The organism is Stenotrophomonas sp. ZAC14D2_NAIMI4_7, assembly GCF_003086675.1.
Classification (GTDB): Bacteria; Pseudomonadota; Gammaproteobacteria; order Xanthomonadales; family Xanthomonadaceae; genus Stenotrophomonas.
This window is the reverse complement of record NZ_CP025995.1, coordinates 2,526,400-2,544,793: the sequence shown is the minus strand read 5'-3', so window position 1 is coordinate 2,544,793 and position 18,394 is coordinate 2,526,400. Positions and strand designations below refer to the sequence as shown.

General features: G+C 68.2%; 12 protein-coding genes. 11 read left to right on the top strand and 1 reads right to left on the bottom strand.

All coding sequences use genetic code 11. From position 1 onward, the window contains the following. Window positions 1–776: 776 nt before the first annotated feature. From C1922_RS11690 to C1922_RS11645, 9 genes are all read left to right on the top strand, one after another. Window positions 777–992, top strand: coding sequence for a hypothetical protein (locus tag C1922_RS11690; RefSeq protein WP_006374014.1), 216 nt, complete (start codon window positions 777–779; stop codon window positions 990–992). Between the two features lie 201 nt (window positions 993–1,193). Further along, on the top strand, window positions 1,194–3,581 hold the full coding sequence (locus C1922_RS11685) for a Tex family protein (RefSeq protein ID WP_108749908.1): 2,388 nt from the start codon (window positions 1,194–1,196) through the stop codon (window positions 3,579–3,581). Between the two features lie 206 nt (window positions 3,582–3,787). Continuing rightward, the gene (locus tag C1922_RS11680) at window positions 3,788–5,971 is read left to right on the top strand and encodes a PAS domain S-box protein (RefSeq protein WP_108749907.1); all 2,184 of its coding nucleotides are present in this window, start codon (window positions 3,788–3,790) and stop codon (window positions 5,969–5,971) included. A 95-nt stretch (window positions 5,972–6,066) separates the two neighbouring features. Further along, complete coding sequence (locus C1922_RS11675) at window positions 6,067–6,750, top strand: response regulator transcription factor (protein WP_108749906.1); 684 nt, start codon at window positions 6,067–6,069, stop codon at window positions 6,748–6,750. Then, the gene (locus C1922_RS11670; protein WP_108749905.1) at window positions 6,728–8,107 is read left to right on the top strand and encodes an ATP-binding protein; all 1,380 of its coding nucleotides are present in this window, start codon (window positions 6,728–6,730) and stop codon (window positions 8,105–8,107) included. Before C1922_RS11675 ends, C1922_RS11670 begins: the two co-directional genes overlap by 23 nt. 598 nt (window positions 8,108–8,705) lie before the next feature. After that, window positions 8,706–11,924 (top strand): efflux RND transporter permease subunit, encoded by a 3,219-nt coding sequence (locus C1922_RS11660; protein ID WP_108749903.1) that lies wholly within the window; start codon window positions 8,706–8,708, stop codon window positions 11,922–11,924. Further along, entirely contained in the window at window positions 11,917–13,080 is a 1,164-nt protein-coding gene (locus tag C1922_RS11655; protein WP_108749902.1) for an efflux RND transporter periplasmic adaptor subunit, read from the top strand. Before C1922_RS11660 ends, C1922_RS11655 begins: the two co-directional genes overlap by 8 nt. Then, on the top strand, window positions 13,067–14,479 hold the full coding sequence (locus C1922_RS11650) for an efflux transporter outer membrane subunit (protein WP_108749901.1): 1,413 nt from the start codon (window positions 13,067–13,069) through the stop codon (window positions 14,477–14,479). Before C1922_RS11655 ends, C1922_RS11650 begins: the two co-directional genes overlap by 14 nt. Before the next feature lie 68 nt (window positions 14,480–14,547). Continuing rightward, window positions 14,548–14,769, top strand: coding sequence for a hypothetical protein (locus C1922_RS11645; protein WP_108751575.1), 222 nt, complete (start codon window positions 14,548–14,550; stop codon window positions 14,767–14,769). A 46-nt stretch (window positions 14,770–14,815) separates the two neighbouring features. On the opposite strand, the gene C1922_RS11640 is transcribed toward C1922_RS11645, so the two are convergent. Continuing rightward, on the bottom strand, window positions 14,816–15,910 hold the full coding sequence (locus tag C1922_RS11640; RefSeq protein ID WP_108749900.1) for a DUF5694 domain-containing protein: 1,095 nt from the start codon (window positions 15,908–15,910) through the stop codon (window positions 14,816–14,818). Between the two features lie 164 nt (window positions 15,911–16,074). Here C1922_RS11640 and C1922_RS11635 point away from each other — a divergent pair, with 164 nt between their 5' ends. Together C1922_RS11635 and C1922_RS11630 are read left to right on the top strand one after the other, a co-directional pair. Continuing rightward, complete coding sequence (locus tag C1922_RS11635; protein WP_108749899.1) at window positions 16,075–16,350, top strand: hypothetical protein; 276 nt, start codon at window positions 16,075–16,077, stop codon at window positions 16,348–16,350. A gap of 204 nt (window positions 16,351–16,554) precedes the next feature. Further along, window positions 16,555–18,393: a methyl-accepting chemotaxis protein gene (locus tag C1922_RS11630; RefSeq protein ID WP_108751574.1), complete on the top strand. Its 1,839-nt coding sequence runs from the start codon at window positions 16,555–16,557 to the stop codon at window positions 18,391–18,393. The last annotated feature ends 1 nt before the right edge of the window (window position 18,394 follow it).

Genomic DNA, 18,394 nt, shown 5'->3' with positions numbered 1-18,394 from the left:
CCCTCGTGGCTGGCGCGCTGCATCTGATTCACGGGGTTGGCCGGGCAGGTGGGTTGCGCAGGAGACGCTGCAAGTACGTCCATGTAAGCTCGGTCGCCGCATCCATGCGGCTCACGCCCCTGCGCAACCCACCTGCCCGGCCACGGACACATTCCTGCGGCGGCCAGCCACGGAAAGGAAAAAAGAAAAGCAGAAGCGGGTCGCGCGCTGCGCTTGCTCGCAGCCGTGCATGGCTATGCCGGTCGTCCTGACCGGCACCCTTCGGGCCGTCGCCGCGGGCGACGTTGGCAGCGGCTCCTGCCGCTGCCTTCGGCTCTACAGGAAGCAAAGAGCGGCCGGCCAAGCTGCTCTGCTCTTGACCTTCTTTTTCTTTTCCGTGGGTGGCGGACGCAGCAGCCATCTCTCAGAGGGCGGTCGGGTCGGGTTCGCGGGAGTGTCCGCGGCATGGATGCCGCGGCCAAGCCCCCATGGACGGGTTTACGGCGTCCCCCGCGAACCCGGCCCGACCGCCCAGCGCGACGGGTTTGCATTTGATCGACTCACCCACCCGCCACCCACGAGGGGCTGCGCCGTTGGCTGAAACCCCCTTTTGTTAGCCGGAGGTTAAAGATCCGTAAGCGTTCTGCTGTGATCGGGCCGTCATCTGCATGCAACCGATCGTCATTAGCCTTCGTGACGTTCCAGTCAGCTTGGTCGCGGTAAGCTTTACCCCGATGAGCTCGCAAGTACCGCTCATCGTGTGCAGTACGCAGTAGCAATTTGGAGGAAGACATCACATGGCGATTGTTCTTTATGTCGGTGGTAGCAAGGACGGCGAGAAGGGCGTGGTGCCCTACGGCTTCAGCAAATCCCGCGCCGACACCGCGCTGGGGCCGGAGTTCTACACAGAGCGGTTCATGGAACTGCAGGGTGTCGGCAAGGTCCGCTTGATGGCACTGGAAAGCATGCGTGACGAGATCGTCATGCAGCGTGCGGCCCGCCATTACCGCTGACCTCCGCAACATGCGGCAGGGTGCGCCCATGTGCGCGCACCCGCGCCGGCATCCCAGCCGGGCCAGCACGGCCACTCTGCCAGGATGCCGGCGTCCCCGCCTGGTGCTGCCGCCTGAACCCCGCCGCTGTCAACGCTTGTATGCCCGCGCCGGGCATGGCCAGAATGGGTCTTTCCCGTAACGCGGCACAGACCGGAAGCAATGCACGACGCCAAGAACGCCCAGAGCGCGCTCGCCCAGCAGATCGCCCAGACCATCGCCGTCGAAATCGGCGCCCAGTCCGCCCAGGTGCGTGCCGCCGTCGGCCTGCTCGACGAGGGTGCCAGCGTCCCCTTCATCGCCCGCTACCGCAAGGAAGTGACCGGTGGCCTGGACGATACCCAGCTGCGCAACCTGGAAGTGCGCCTGACCTACCTGCGAGAGCTGGAAGACCGCCGTGCCGCCGTGCTGGCCAGTATCGACGAGCAGGGCAAGCTAAGCGATGCGCTGCGCAACGACATCCTGGCCGCCGACACCAAGAGTCGGCTGGAAGATCTGTACCTGCCGTACAAGCCCAAGCGCCGTACCCGCGCGCAGATTGCACGCGAAGCCGGGCTGGAACCGCTGGCCGATGGCTTGCTGGGCGACCCCACCCAAGACCCGCAGGCCTTCGCCGCCACCTTCATCGACAGCGACAAGGGCGTGGCCGACGCCAAGGCCGCGCTGGAAGGCGCACGCGCGATCCTGATGGAGCGCTGGGGCGAAGATGCCGCGCTGGTGGGCGAACTGCGCACCTGGCTGGGCGATACCGGGGTGATCCGCGCGCGCGTGGCCGAGGGCAAGGAAAACGAGGGCGCCAAGTACCGCGACTATTTCGAACATGCCGAAGCGCTGGCGAAGATTCCATCGCACCGGCTGCTGGCACTGTTTCGTGCCCGCCGCGAAGAAATCCTGTTCCTGGAGCTGGACCCGGGCAGCGATGCCGAGGCCGGCCACCAGTACGCCGAAGGGCGGGTGGCACGCAAGGCCGGCATCGCCGACCAGGGCCGCGCCGCCGACCGTTGGCTGCTGGACGCCTGCCGCCTGACCTGGCGCGCCAAGCTGCATACCCACCTGTTGCTGGACCTGTTCAACCAGGCCCGAGAAAAGGCCGAGGCCGAAGCGATCTCGGTGTTCGGTGACAACCTGAAGGATCTGCTGCTGGCCGCCCCAGCCGGGCCGAAGACGGTGCTGGGGCTGGACCCGGGCATCCGCACCGGCTGCAAGATCGCCGTGGTCGATGCCACCGGCAAGCTGCTGGCCACCGAAACCATCTACCCGCACGAGCCGCGCCGGCAGTGGGATCAGTCGCTGCAGACGATCAAGCAGCTGTGCACCCGACACAATGTGGAACTGATCGCGATCGGCAACGGCACTGCCAGCCGCGAGACCGACAAGCTGGCCGGTGAGGCGATCAAGGCCATCGGCAATCCGAAGCTGCAGAAGGTGGTGGTCAGCGAAGCCGGTGCCTCGGTGTATTCGGCCTCGGAATTGGCCGCCAAGGAGTTCCCGGGCTTGGACGTGTCGCTGCGTGGCGCGGTATCCATTGCCCGCCGCCTGCAGGATCCGCTGGCCGAACTGGTGAAGATCGAGCCCAAGGCGATTGGTGTGGGCCAGTACCAGCACGACGTGGACCAGTACCGCCTGGCGCGCGCGCTGGATGCCCGCGTGGAGGACTGCGTGAACGCAGTGGGCGTGTACGTGAACACCGCCTCGGCGGCGCTGCTGTCGCGGGTGTCGGGGCTGTCGTCCACGGTGGCCGAGAACATCGTGCGCCACCGCGATGACAACGGCCCGTTCAAGCGCCGCAAGGACCTGCTGAAGGTCGCGCGTTTGGGTGAAAAGACCTTCGAACAGTGCGCCGGCTTCCTGCGCATCGCCGATGGCGACCAGCCGCTGGATGCCTCGGCCGTACACCCGGAAGCCTACCCGCTGGTCGAGCGCATCGTGGCCAGCACTGCGCGCCCGATCAAGGCGCTGATCGGTGATGGCAGCTTCCTGCGTGGACTCAAGCCCGAACAGTTCACCGACGCCACCTTCGGCGTGCCGACCGTGCGCGACATCCTGAAAGAGCTGGAAAAGCCGGGCCGCGACCCGCGCCCCGAGTTCAAGGCGGCGCGCTTTGCCGAGGGCGTGGAAGACATCAAGGACCTGCGCGAGGGCATGGTGCTGGAAGGCGTGGTCAGCAACGTGGCCGCCTTCGGCGCGTTCGTCGATATCGGCGTGCACCAGGACGGCCTGGTGCATATCTCGGCGCTGTCGGACACCTTCGTGAAGGACCCGCGCGAGGTGGTCAAGGCCGGCGACATCGTGAAGGTGAAGGTGCTGGAGGTGGACGTGGCGCGCAAGCGCATCGCCCTGACCCGGCGCCTGGACGATACCCCGGGCCAGGCCACCAGCCGCCCCGGTGCGCGTGATGAGCGTGGCCAGGGCGGGCCGGCGCGGCGGGATGGCAGTGCAAACCGTGGCCCCAACCGCGGCCAGGGGCAGGGCGCGGCGCGTCCCGCCACCTCGGCCCCGCTGGCCAACAATGCCCTGGCCGAGGCCTTTGCCCGGGCCAAGCGCAGCTGAGCCCTCGCCCCCCGGCCACAAGTACCGTGGCGGGGGGACTTGTCGGCCCTCCCCGGCGTGCGCACACTGGCGCCCATGGGGGGCCGCGGGCCACCCTGCAGGGTGCCGGGGAGGGCCATGACGCCAGCACGACCCGCCAACGCGACCGCAGGCTGCAGCGCCGGGCTGCGGAATGCGTGCGCCCGCCGTTCCGCGCGGGGGCGCCGATGACCGGGCACGGCCGTGACGCCAACGCGCTGCTGGAGCGGCGCCTGCAGGAACTGTCCGAGGAACGCCGCCGTCTGGCGATGATCATCGAAGGCACCGCCGCCGGCACCTGGGAATGGAACGTGCAGACCGGGCAGATGCGGGTGAATGCGCGCTGGGCCGAGATCGTCGGTTACCGCCTGGACGAGCTGGAGCCGATCTGCCAGGAAACCTTCATCGCGCTGGTACACCCCGACGACCTGGCCCATTCCGACGCGGCACTGGAGGCGCACTTCCAGGGCCACAGCGACCATTACCGCTGCCTGCTGCGCATGCGCCACAAGAACGGCCAGTGGATCTGGATCCATGACCGTGGCCGCGTGTACGAATGGGACGGGCAGGGGCGCCCGCTGTGGATGGCCGGCGCGCATGCCGACGTGACCGAACTGCAGATGGCGCGCCAGGACGCCGCCGACATGCGCCACCGGCTGCAGGCGGTGGTCGATGCGTCCGACGAAGTGGCGGTGATCGCCACCGATACCGAGGGGCTGATCACCCTGTTCAACACCGGCGCCGAACGCCTGCTGGGCTATGCCGCCAGTGAGGTGGTCGGCAAGCTCAATCCCGGCGCGTTCCACGAGCCGGACGAAATGCGCGCCTACCTGGCCCCGCTGGCCGACGCCGATGGCCACCCACCGTCGGTGTTCCAGGCGTTGACCGCGCAGGCGCAGGGCCAGACCTTTTCGCGGCAGTGGACCTTCCTGCGCAAGGACGGCCAGCGCCGTCAGGTGCGCCTGTCGATCAGCCGCATGGACGGCGCCGACGGCGAGCGCATCGGCTACGTCGGGATGGCCATCGACATCACCGAGATCCTGCAGGCGCGCGCCGAAGCGCGGCTGGCGGCGGACAAGTTCGCCGGTGCGTTCACCTCCGCGGCGCTGGGCATGGCCCTGGTGTCGCTGGAAGGGCGCTGGCTGGATGTAAACGATGCGCTGTGCCGCATCCTGGGCTACCCGCGCGAAGAACTGCTGCAGGTCGACTTCCAGCGGCTGACCCATCCGGCCGACCTGCAGACCGATCTGCAGCTGGTGCAGGACCTGCTGAGCGGCCAGCGCAACCACTACCACCTGGAAAAGCGCTACCTGGACCGCGACGGCAACACGATCTGGGCGCGTCTTTCCGTTTCGCTGGTGCGCAACGAGCGAGGCGAGCCGCTGCATTTCGTGTCGCAGATCCAGGACATCACCGGCCAGCGCAGCAGCGAACAGCGCCTGTTCGAAAGCGAGCAGCGCAGCCGCATCACCCTGGATGCGGTGGCCGACCTGGTGCTGAGCGTGACCCTGCAGGGGCGCATCGAATACGCCAACGCTGCCGCGGTGCGCATGCTGTCCGGTGATGGCGCGTTGACCCTGGCCGGGCACAACGTGAAGGACGTGCTGGCGCTGACCACCGAATACGCGCCGAACTCGGTGCTGGACGTGGCGGTGCTGCTGGACCCGGACAGCAATGCAGTGGACCTGCATGCCGACCTGCTGCTGCGGCTGGGCACGGCGACGGTGCCGGTGGACCTGACCCGCGCCTGGCTGCGCGACGATGAAGGGCACGTGCGCGGTGCGGTCTGGGTGCTGCGCGATGACACCCAGCAGCGCGCCCGCCAGCGCGAGGCCCGGCACCTGGCCGAGATGGACCCGCTGACCGAACTGAGCAACCGCCGTGGCTTCGAGGTGCACCTGCAGCAGGCGATCACCCATGTCGAGCGCACCGGCCAGGCCGCCTCGCTGATGTACATCGACCTGGACCGCTTCAAGCCGGTGAACGATACCTGGGGCCATCTGGCCGGCGATGCGGTGCTGTGGGCGGTGGCCAGCGTGCTGCGCCATGGCGTGCGCGATTCGGACGTGGTGGCCCGGCTGGGCGGCGACGAATTCGCGGTGATCCTGTCCGGCTGCGGCCCGCGTCGCGCTGCACGCATTGCCGGCGAACTGCTGAACACGCTGGCCGCGCTGGCCATTCCCTGGGACAAGGCGGTGCTGCGCATCGGCGCAAGCATCGGCATTGCGCCGCTGGCGCCGGGCATGGGCGTGGACCAGGCGGTGGCCGCCGCCGACGCGCAGTGCTACCGGGCCAAGGCGCTGGGACGCAACAACGTGCAGGTGCAAGGCTTGACCGCCGACCTGCCGCCCGAAGACGGCGACGGCGGCTGAACCGGCCCGTACCAACGCCACGCATGAAGGATGTTTCATTTGCCCGCCCCGGCCGATTTGGCGAGCATGGGCGGGTCTGAGCACCCCGGGACCCCATGTCGCGCGTACTGACCATCGAGGACGATGCCATCACTGCCCAGGAAATCGTGGCGGAGCTGGGCAGCCATGGCCTGCAGGTGGACTGGGTGGCCGACGGGCGCGAAGGCCTGGTGCGCGCGGCCAGCGGCGAGTACGACGCCATCACCCTGGACCGCATGCTGCCGGGGCTGGATGGCCTGGCGATCGTGACCACCCTGCGCCGCATCGGCGTGAACACCCCGGTGCTGATGCTCAGTGCGCTGTCGGACGTGGATGAGCGCGTGCGCGGCCTGCGCGCCGGTGGCGACGATTACCTGACCAAGCCGTTTGCCTCCGATGAAATGGCCGCGCGGGTGGAGGTGCTGCTGCGCCGCCGCCAGCAACCGGCCGGCAACGAAACCGCGCTGCGCGTGGGCGACCTGCAGCTGGACCTGCTGGCGCGCACCGCACAGCGCGGTGGCCGCACCCTGAGCCTGTTGCCGACCGAGTTCAAGCTGCTGGAATACCTGATGCGCAATGCCGGCCAGGTACTGACCCGCATGATGCTGTTCGAGGAAGTGTGGGGCTACCACTTCGATCCGGGCACCAACCTGATCGACGTCCACATCGGCCGGCTGCGGCGCAAGCTCGACCTGCCCGGCGGCCCTTCCATGATCCGCACCGTGCGGGGTTCGGGTTATGTCCTCAGCGAAGCTGTCTGACGGCTGGCGCTCGTCCAGCAGCCGCTTGCTGGGCCTGTACAGCCTGCTGTTCGTGGCGTGGTGCAGCGTGCTGCTGGGTGTCCTGTACTGGCGGGTGTCGCATTACCTGGATGATCTGGCGCAGTCGGCGCTGCTGCAGCGTGCGCATCTGTTCGAACACTTCACCGGCGATGCGCTGTGTGAGGCGCTGCGCGAGAACCGCCGTTACGACGTGCACGGCATCGATGCCTATGGGGTGTTCAGTGCAACGGGGACGCCGTTGGCCGGGCCGCTGAAGGCGCTGCCCGCGCAGCTGCCGCTGGATGGCCAGGTGCACCGGGTCAGCGGATTGCCCTTGTCTAATCCAACGGCGGTGGGCAAGCGCGGCTTCGGCTTGGCCATGCCCACCCGCGATGGGCGCGTGCTGGTGCTGGTGCGCTACAGCGGGCCCTTGAACGAAGTGAACCACCTGATCCTCGACGCGCTGCTGTGGGGGGTATCGTTGACCCTGCTGCCCGGCCTGCTGGGCTGGCATCTACTGCGGCAGCGCCCGCTGCGGCGCATCCAGGCGATCGAGCAGGCCACCGCGCGCATCGTTGCCGGTGATCTGCGGCAACGCCTGCCGGTGGCCGATCGCCGTGACGAGCTGGACATGCTGGCGGCCATCGTCAACGCCATGCTGGACCGGATCGAGCAGTTGATGACCGAGGTGAAAGGGGTCTGTGACAACATTGCGCATGACCTGCGCACGCCACTGACCCGCATGCGCGCGCAGTTGTACCGGCTGCGCCAGCAGCTGGGCGAGGGCGATGCGCAGGCCGTGGCACTGGACCAGGTGCTGGATGAAACCGATACGTTGATGGCGCGCTTCCGCGCGCTGCTGCGCATTTCCGAACTGGAGGACTACCAGCGGCGCTCCGGTTTCGTGGAGCTGGCGCCGGAGGCGCTGCTGCAGGAAATCCATGCCTTCTACGCGCCGTTGGCCGAGGAAAAGGGGCAATGGCTGCAGCTGGAAGTGGCACCGGGCCTGCCCAGCGTGGTGGGTGATCGCGGGCTGTTGTTTGAAGCCATCGGCAACCTGCTGGACAACGCGATCCGGTTTGCGCCCGAAGGCGGGCGGGTGCAGTTGGCGGCACGTGCTGAAGCCGGGGCGACGTGCATTGTGGTGGAGGATTCCGGGCCGGGCATTGCCGAGGCCGAGCGTGAGCTGGTGTTCCAGCGTTTCCATCGCAGCGAGGCCAGCCAGGGCGGCGGCTTCGGCCTGGGGCTGTCGATCGTGGCGGCCATCGCCGGCCTGCACGGTTTCCGGCTGGGGGTAGGGCAATCGCCACTGGGCGGCGCCAGCTTCAGCCTGCTGTGCCGGCCGCAGGTGCTGTAGGGGCGGGTGTTTATGCAGGGCTTGCAGCCCTGCACCCGCCGAATCAACGGCAACGTCAAAAGCTGGGTATCCGTGGGATGGCGGGGTGGGTCCGGTTGCGGGGGACGGCGCAAGTACGTCCATGTAGCCTCGGTCGCGCCATCCATGGCGCTCACGCCCCCGCAACCGGACCCACCCCGCCTTCGACAGCTGTCCGGTGGCCAGCAGATCCACGCCATGCGTGGATGTTCTTCGAATTCAATTCGAATTCTTCGATTCCGATTGAGATTCATCCACGCATGGCGTGGATCTACCAGATCGCCGGAATCTGTCAGAGGCGGGGCGGTGTCGGATTGCGGGGCGTCAGCCGCATGGATGCGGCTGCCAAGCCTACAAGGACGTACTTGCGGCGTCCCCGCAATCCGACACCGCCCCGGCACCCCACGGAATGCCGCTGTTGACGTTGACGTTGCTCGGAGCGGGTGCAGGGCGCAGCCCTGCCGAACACCCCTTTCATGAAATATGTTTCATGCGCGGCACAGCCTTGTTTTAGGCGCCAGCACGGATACTTCACGGCCTGCGCTGCCCGCGGTGGGCAGTGGCACTGCTGGAGAGCTGCATGCTCGGCTTGGTCAGGACCGCGCTCAACAAGCCTTACACCTTCGTGGTGATGGCCATTTTCATCTGCATCGTCGGCCCGCTCAGCGCGCTGCGTACGCCCACCGATGTGTTCCCCGATATCGGCATTCCGGTGGTGGCCGTGGTCTGGCAGTACACCGGCCTGTCGCCCGATGCGATGGCCGGGCGCGTGATTTCGCCCTACGAGCGCGCGCTCAGCACTACCGTCAACGATATCGAGCACATCGAATCGCAGTCGCTGGCCGGCATGGGCGTGGTCAAGGTGTTCTTCCAGCCGGGCGTGGATATCCGCACGGCCAACGCGCAGATCACCGCCATCTCGCAGACCATCGTCAAGCAGATGCCGGCCGGCATGACCCCGCCGCTGATCCTCAACTACAGCGCCTCCACCGTGCCGGTGCTGCAGATGGCGTTCTCCAGCCCAACGCTGGGTGAATCGCAGATCCGCGACCTGGCGCAGAACAGCGTGCGCCCCCCGCTCACTTCCATCGCCGGCTTGGCCATTCCCGCGCCCTACGGCGGCAAGCAGCGGCAGATCACCCTGGACCTGGACCCGCAGGCACTGGCCGCCAAGGGGCTGTCGGCGCAGGACGTGGGCAACGCGCTGGCAGCGCAGAACCAGATTACCCCGGTGGGTACGGCCAAGCTGGGCAGCAATGAGTTCACCGTGCTGCTCAACAACAGCCCCAGTGACATCCAGGCGCTGAATGATCTGCCGATCCGCACGGTGAACGGTGCAGTGGTGACCATCGGCCAGGTGGCGCACGTGCGCGATGGCTCACCGCCGCAGACCAACATCGTGCGGGTGAACGGCGGTCATTCGGTGTTGATGGCCGCCCTGAAGAACGGCGATGCATCCACGCTCACCCTGGTCAGCCGCATCCGCGACATGCTGCCGCAGATCAGCGAGACCCTGCCGCCGTCCCTGAAGATTTCACTGCTGGGCGATGCGTCCACCTTCGTGCGCGAATCGATCGGCAGCGTGGCCCGCGAGGGCATCATTGCCGCGCTGCTGACCAGCGTGATGATCCTGGTGTTCCTGGGCAGCTGGCGCTCGACGGTCATCATCGCGGCGTCCATTCCGCTGGCGGTGCTGTCAGCCATCGCGCTACTTTCGGCAGCCGGTCAGACCCTGAACGTGATGACCCTGGGCGGCCTGGCGCTGGCCGTGGGCATCCTGGTGGACGATGCGACGGTGACCATCGAGAACGTCAACTGGCACCTGGAGCAGGGCAAGGGTGTGCGCGAGGCGATCCTGGACGGCGCTGCGCAGATCGTCGGTCCGGCGTTCGTCTCTCTGTTGTGCATCTGCATCGTGTTCGTGCCGATGTTCCTGCTCGACGGTATCGCCGGCTACCTGTTCCGGCCGATGGCACTGGCGGTCATCTTCGCCATGGCCAGTTCGTTTGTGCTGTCGCGCACGCTGGTGCCCACCATGGCGCTCTACCTGCTGAAGCCGCACCGGCTGGAAGGGGGCATGGGTCACCATCCCGAGGATGCCTTCCTCAACCACCATGAGGGCGACCACCCGCAGCATCGCCGCGCGCGTCTGGCGGCGATGCTGGTGCGCTGGCAGCAACGCTTCGAGGCCGGGTTCTCAGCGGTGCGCGACCGCTACCACGCGCTGCTGGGGCTGGTTCTGGCCAACCGCCGACGCTTCCTGGTCGGCTTCATGGCCTGCGTGCTGGTGTCCTTCGCGCTGCTGCCGACCTTGGGCCAGGACTTCTTCCCGGCCACCGAAGCCAGTGCATTGTCGCTGCACGTGCGGCTGCCGCTGGGCACGCGCATCGAGGAAACCGCAGCGGCCTTCGACCGCATCGAGGCACGTATCCGGCAGGTGGTGCCGCCGCACGAGATCGACGCCATCGTCGACAACCTGGGCCTGCCGATGACCGGCATCAACATGGCCTACAGCGCCAGCGGCACCATCGGGCCACAGGACGGTGACATCCAGGTCTCGCTGAAGCCGGGCCATGGCGATGCCGCCGTGTATGAAAAGCGCCTGCGCGAAGTGCTGCCGTCGGCCTTCCCCGGTACCAGCTTCGCCTTCCTGCCGGCTGATACCAGCAGCCAGATCCTGAACTTCGGTTCGCCCGCGCCGCTGGATGTACGCATTGCCGGACCCGATGCCGCCGGCAACCGCGCCTATGCGCAGGAACTGCAGCGCCGCCTGCGGCATGTGCCGGGGCTGGTGGATCTGCGCCTGCAGCAGCCCGATGGCTATCCGACCCTGCAGGTGGACGTGGATCGTCTGCGTGCCAACGGGCTGGGCATCACCGAGCGCGATGTGACCAACAGCATGGTGGCCTCGCTGGCCGGTAGCGGGCAGGTGGCACCCACGTTCTGGCTCAGCCCGAAGAACGGCATCTCCTACAGCGTGGTAGCTGCCACTCCGCAGTACCGCATGGACAGTCTGGCGGCGCTGCAGGCACTGCCGGTGACCGGCAGCAGTGGTACGCCGCAGGTGCTGGGCGGCCTGGCGCAGATCCAGCGCGGTTCCAGTTCGGCCGTGGTCAGCCACTACAACGTGCAGCCCACGCTGGACCTGTACGCCAATGTGCAGGGCCGCGATCTGGGTGCCGTGGCGGCCGATGTGCAGCGCGTGATCGATGGCATGGCCGGCCAGCGCCCGCGGGGTACCCAGGTCGGCCTGCATGGCCAGATCGATGCGCTGCATGTGGCCTTCACCGGCCTGGGCTACGGCCTGCTGGCTGCGATCGTGCTGATCTACCTGCTGATCGTCATCAACTTCCAGTCCTGGACCGATCCGTTCGTGATCATCACAGCGCTGCCCGCCGGCCTGGCCGGCGTGGTGTGGATGCTGTTCCTGACCCACACCACGTTGTCGGTGCCCGCGCTGACCGGGGCCATCCTGTGCATGGGCGTGGCCACGGCCAACTCCATTCTGGTGGTCAGCTTCTGCCGCGAGCGCCTGGCCGAGCATGGCGATGCCGCCAAGGCCGCGCTGGAAGCAGGCTTCACCCGGTTCCGCCCGGTGTGCATGACCGCGCTGGCGATGATCCTGGGCATGTTGCCGACCGCACTGTCCACCGAACAGAACGCGCCGCTGGGCCGTGCCGTGATCGGCGGCCTGCTGCTGGCGACCTGCGCCACCCTGTTGTTCGTGCCGGTGGTGTTCGCCCTGGCCCATTCCCGCAAGTCCGAAACCGCCCCCGCCGGAGAGCCCCTGCATGTCTGATGCTTCTTTGCCGCAGGCGCCGCTGCGCCGCCGTCTGATCCTGGGGGCTGCCATTGCCGTGGCGGTCGTGGCCGCTGGCCTGGCGCTGCGTGCGCAGCAGGCCCATGCGGTGGGCGAATGGACCGAGCAGCAGGCCGTGCCTGCCGTGCAGGTGGTCACCGCCGGTGCGCAGGGCGAAGCGGGCACGCTGACGTTGCCGGCGCACCTGGGGGCCTGGACCGAGGCGCCGATCCATGCGCGCGTGGGAGGCTATCTGAAATCCTGGAGCGCCGATATCGGCCAGTCGGTGAAGGCCGGCCAGGTACTGGCGGTGATCGACAGCCCGGAACTAGACCAGCAGATTGCCCAGGCGCATGCGCACCTGCTGCAGGCGCAGGCCGATGCAGCGTTGGCCACGGTCAGCGCCGAGCGCTGGCAGGGCATGCTCGGCAGTCACTCGGTATCGCGCCAGGAAGCCGACGAGAAGCAGGCCAACGCCGTGGCCGCGCACGCCAGCGTGGAGGCGGCGCAGGCCGACTATGCGCGACTGCAGGAACTGGGGCGCTACCGCACGCTGCGCGCGCCCTTCGACGGCACCGTCACCGCGCGCCTGACCGATGTCGGTCAATTGATCCGCGCCGACGACAGTGGCCGTGAACTGTTCAACATTGCCGATACCCGCCGCCTGCGGCTGATGGTGCCGGTGCCGCAGAACAGTGCGGCCAGCATCCAGCCGGGACTGCAGGCCACGCTGCAGGTGCCCGGTCTGGCCGGCCGCCATTTCACCGCCACGCTGCAGGGCGATTCCAGCGCGATCGACCGCAGCTCGGGCACCCTGCTGGCGCAGTTCGTGGTGGACAACGCCGACGGTGCGTTGCTGCCCGGCAGCTACGCCGAGGTGACCCTGCCGCTGCAGGGTGGTGCCGACGGCGTAAGCGTACCGGCCGAGGTGCTGATCTTCCGCGCCAAGGGCACGCAGGTGGCGGTTCTGGATGCGCACGACGTGGTGCATCTGCGTGACATCCATATCGCCAGCGACCTGGGCAGCACGCTGCGCATCGACCATGGCCTGAAGGCTGGCGAGCGCCTGATTCCGAACCCACCCGACGCGTTGCGCGAGGGCGATCACGTGCGCGTGGTGGCCGCAGCCAAGGAGCCGCCCCATGCGCGCGGTTGAGCGCGGCGTTGCCGCGTCGCTGGCGCTGCTGCTGGCCGGGTGTTCGCTGGCGCCGACCTACCAGGTGCCTGCGGTCGATGTGCCGGTGGCGTATGAGCAGCCGACCGCTGCTGCGGCGCAGCCGGCACTGGCGCAGGACTGGTGGCGGGCATTCAACGACCCCGTGCTGGACCAGCTGCAGGTGCAGTTGCGCCAGGCCAACCCGAACCTGGCGCTGGCCGTGGCGCACTACGACGCCGCGCGTGCTGCCGCAGGCGAGACGGCCTCGGCACGCGCGCCCCAGGTCGGCTTCAGCACCGGCCCGATGCGCCAGCGGCAGTCAGACGACAAGCCGCTGCGCAGTGCCACCCAGCCAGCGGTGTATGACAGCAATGCGGCCACGTTCTCGCTGTCCTTCGATCTGGATCTGTGGGGCCGGCTGCGCAACGCGGCGGCGGCCGGGCATGCGCGCGCGCAGGCCAGTGCAGATGACCTGGCCGCGGCACGGCTCAGCCTGTCCCAGCAGTTGACCGCCACCTACCTGCAACTGCGCAACACCGAGGCACAGCAGGCCATCCTGCGCGACAGCATCGATGACTACCAGCAGGCGCTGCGCCTGACCCAGGACCGCTTCCAGAGCGAGATCGCCTCGGAGCTGGATGTGGCACGCGCACGCCATCAGCTGGCCAGTGCGCAGGCCGATCTGGATGCGCTGCAGGTGCACCAGGCCATGCTGCGGCACGCGCTGGCCGAACTGGTGGGGGCGCCGGCCAGTGGCTTCAGCGTGGGGGCGATGGCACAGGCGCCGACCCTGCCGCAGGTGCCCGCCGATCTGCCCAGCGCCCTGCTGCAGCAGCGCCCGGACATTGCCGCTGCCGAGCGCCGGGTGTTCGCCGCGAACGCGGGTATCGGTGTGGCGCGCGCCGCATGGTTCCCGCAGCTGAGCCTGACCGGCCTGTTCGGTGGCCAGACCTCGGGCAGCAGCGCGCTGCTGGATGCCGGCAATCGCTACTGGGCGCTGGGACCGCTGGCGGCATTGCCGGTGTTCGACGGCGGCCGGCGCAGGGCGGCCAAGGCCGAGGCTTATGCAGAATTCGATGCGGCCTCGGCGCAGTACCGGTCCACGGTGCTGGCGGCGATCCGTCAGGTGGAGGACCAGCTGGTGCAGTTGCACGGCCTGGCCGACCAGCGCGGCCACGAGGAAGAGGCCGTGCAGGCCGCGCGCCGTACCGAGCAGATTGCCCGTGACCGCTACGCCGGTGGCGCGGTGAGCTATCTGGACGTGGTGACCGCACAGACCGACGCGCGGCAGGCGCAACTGGGGCTGCAGGACATCCAGAGCCGCCAGCTGCAGGCCAGCGCCGCCCTGATGGCCGCCTTGGGCGGGGGCTGGTCGGTGGCGGCAGACACGCGCGAATGAGGGTGTCTCAACCTGTGAGAGGGCGAGGCGGAACAATGCCGCCATCGCAGTTCTCATGGGAGTACGGCATGAATGCTTGGATCGGCAATATCAGCGGCGCCTACGCGCCGGCGTTCATTGGCTGGGTGCTGGCGCTGGCCGGCTGGCTGCGGCTGGAACAGCTGCGCATGGATCCGCAGGCCCAGGCGCTGGTGCCGGTGCTGCAGTGGGGCGTGGTGAGCGCGCTGCTGGTCACGTTGGGGTGGATCGTGGCGGCCAGCGCGATGCTGGCCCGGCGCAGGCGTTCGTAGCGCCGTGCAAGCTCGACTCTCGGAGGCTGAAACGGTTGCGCGGCCCTCAGCGCAGCAGCGGCGCGGTATCAACCAGCTGCACGTCGTGCATCTGGTCCAGGTAGGCTTCGTAGTACCACTTGTGCGACGCACCGACGATGGCCAGCATGCGCGTGCCGGGGTACTGGCCCAGTACGTCGCGGATGTTGGCGACCATGCGCAGGTTGCGGGTCTCCCAGTAGCCCAGGTAACTGCGCCCGAAGCCCTGCGGCGACGGCTCGACCAGTGTTGCGCCGAAGTCGCTGTCATACACCAGCCGGGCGGTGGCCGGATCATTGTCATTGCGGTAGATCGCCATCAGCCCGTCAGGCTTGGCGACATCGGCGTACAGGCGGTCGTAGGTTGCCCGCCGTGTTGCCCCGGCGGGGGTGTTCCATGCTGCGCGGATCGCCTTGGCGTAGTCCTTCTCCAGCTTCTGCGGGGTAGGGGCATCGGCGGTGTGGTCATCCACCGACCACAGCCGCTCCAGGCCCAGGCGTGCGGCCAGCTTTGCGGCGACCAGACTGACTTCGTCCTTGCGTGCCGCACGGGCGTCCAGGAATTCGACCAGTTCCGCGGTCAGGCTGTCGCCCGCGCGTCGTTCGGCGGTAGGCAGGCGCAGCCACTGCACGATGGCCGAACCGCGCTCGCCTGCGGCCAGGAACACGGCGGCCAGGTGGCGACGCTGTGCCGGCGTCGGCGCCGTCGGCCAGGCCGCCAGCAGGCGCTCCATTTCGGCATTGGCGGTGGGTACATCCATGCCGGTGGCGGCCTGTGCCGGGGCGGTGTCGATGCAGTAGCTCTTGACGCTGTCGGCATAGCGGGTGGGATTGCGGCGCATGAAATCGCACTGCAGGCCGGACACGTTCTCTACGGCGATCGCGGTGGGCTGCCAGGCCTGCAGGCGCCCCAGCAGCGGTTCCAGCTGCGCAGGCTTGAACGCCTCGGGCAGACCGGACAGGTGCGGGCTGCCCAGCACCAGTACTTCGTTCACCCGGCCGGCGGGCGGGCCTTTCAATTGATCGGGATGGAACGAGGGGCGGTAGCGCCCGTCGTCGGCAGCGGCCAGAGCACTGGCACCGCACAGTGACAACAGGACGAGACAGCGCAGGCGTCGGAACATGCAGTTTCCTTGAATGAAGGGGCTTCCCTGAGAGTGCACAGCCTGCCAGTGCGTGCAGGCCGGCATATCTCCCGGAGGTCATGTAAACCTTCGGGCCCGGGCGTGCATCGCGGGTTCAAGGCGTGCACGCGACACTGTCTGCCGCACACGAAGGAAACATGTGAATGGAAGCGGTCATCCCCATCGCGATGGTCGGCGCCCTGCTGGGCACCCTGGCCGGTTTCATTGGCCCGGTCCGGTGGCCGTGGCAGTTGCTGCGCTTGGCGCCGCTGCTGGTGCTGCCGGGGGCGTTGTACATTCTTAAGCACACCAGCTGGATCCTGGGCGGGGGCGGGCCATGGGTGAACGCTGCCCTGATGGCGCTGGTAGGCGCGGTGGGCTACCTGCCGTCGGTGCTGGCCGTGGCCGTGCTGCGCTGGGCAATCTGGCGCCGGGGCTGAACCGACGCTGCAAAAATAGTCCTCAAGGCCCGGTAATGGCGGCCGATATCCAGACTGCCTCCCTTGCCGGAGGCGCTTGCTGCCGCTCCGCGCCATCGCTCGAGTGACGCCGCCCCCCAGGTGTCTGCAGGTTCCAGGCAATCGATGTTCCCGTGGGCATTCCGCCCATGGGTCGCACCGCTCACGGAAACCAAGGAACAGACCATGCTCATGCCAGGCTTCACCGCGGGCGCGCAGGCGCCGGCAGACACACCGTCCCGTTGGTCTTTCTGGCGCGCCCTGCAGGGGCGTCTGGCCGGGCAGGGCGGCACCGCCGCGTCCGAGACCACGGCCGAACGCGAGCGCGCCGACATGGCCGCGCAGGTGGCGGCGCTGCACCGGGTGCAGGCGGTCATCGAATTCGCGCTGGACGGCACCATCCTGCAGGCCAACGACAACTTCCTGCAGGCGGTGGGTTACACCGAAGATGAGATCCGCGGCAAGCACCATTCCCTGTTCGTAGACCCCGAGCACGCCCGCAGCGCCGAGTACCGGGCGTTCTGGGCACGCCTGGGGCAGGGCGAATTCGACGCGGGCCAGTACCGCCGTTTCGGCAAGGGGGGCCGCGAGATCTGGATCCAGGCCTCGTACAACCCGGTGCTGGACCGCTTCGGGCGACCGGTGAAGGTGGTGAAGTTCGCCACCGACATCACCGCGCAGAAGCAGCAGGCCGCCGAGCTGGCCGGGCAGCTGGCGGCGATCGACAAATCACAGGCGGTGATCGAGTTCAGCATGGACGGGCGGATCCTGACCGCCAACGCGAACTTCCTGGCCGCCACCGGCTACACGCTGGACGAGGTGAAGGGGCAGCACCACTCGCTGTTCGTCGAACCGGAGTACCGGGCCAGCCCGGCCTACAAGCAGTTCTGGGAAAAGCTGGGGCGCGGCGAATATGACGCGGCCCAGTACCGGCGGTTGGGCAAGAACGGCCGCGAGGTGTGGATCCAGGCCAGCTACAACCCGATCCTGGACGTGAACGGCCGACCGCTGAAGGTCGTGAAGTACGCCACCGATATCACCGCGCAGATGCACGAAAGCCAGGCCATGCAGCAGGCCGTGGCGCAGACCCGCGAAGTGGTGGCGGCTGCCAAGCTGGGCGATCTGACCGGTCGCATTCCGCTGGACGGCAAGCGCGGCCCGGTGGCCGAGCTGTGCGAGGGCGTGAACGCGCTGGTGGAGACCATGGCCGGCATCATCGGCCAGATCAAGTTCGCCGCCGACACCATCTCGGTGGGTGCCAGCGAGATTGCGCTGGGCAACAGCGATCTGTCGCAGCGCACCGAACAGCAGGCCGCATCGCTGGAGGAAACGGCCGTTTCGATGAAGGGGCTGGCCGACACCGTGCAGCGCACCGCCGGCAATGCCCGCCAGGCCAGCGCGCTGGCCGGCGGCGCGGCCGAAGTGGCTGCGCGTGGTGGTAGCGTGGTGCACGAGGTGGTGTCCACGATGGCGGTCATCAACGCTTCGTCGCGGCGCATCGTCGACATCATCGGGGTGATCGATGGCATCGCCTTCCAGACCAACATTCTGGCCCTGAACGCCGCGGTCGAAGCCGCGCGCGCCGGTGAGCATGGGCGTGGCTTTGCCGTGGTGGCCACCGAAATCCGTGAGCTGTCACAGCGCTCGGCCAGCGCAGCCAAGGAGATCAAGCGCCTGATCGACGAATCGGTGGCCAATGTCGGCGCCGGTACCGCCCAGGTGGAAAGCGCCGGGCGCACGATGGACGAGATCGTGCGCGACGTGCGCCGCGTGAGCGATCTGATGGCCGACATCAGCAGCGCCGCGCAGCAGCAGAGCGACGACATCCAGCAGATGAACCAGGCCGTGGACCTGATCGACCAGGGCACGCAGCAGAATGCTGCGCTGGTGGAAGAGGCATCGGCAGCGGCGCGCAGCATGGAAGAGCAGTCGGCGCAGCTGCTACAGACCGTGGCCGGGTTCCGGGTAGAGGCCGGGGCAGGGCACGGGCCTGCCGGGCATGCGCCGGTGCTGCGGGTGGTGTGAG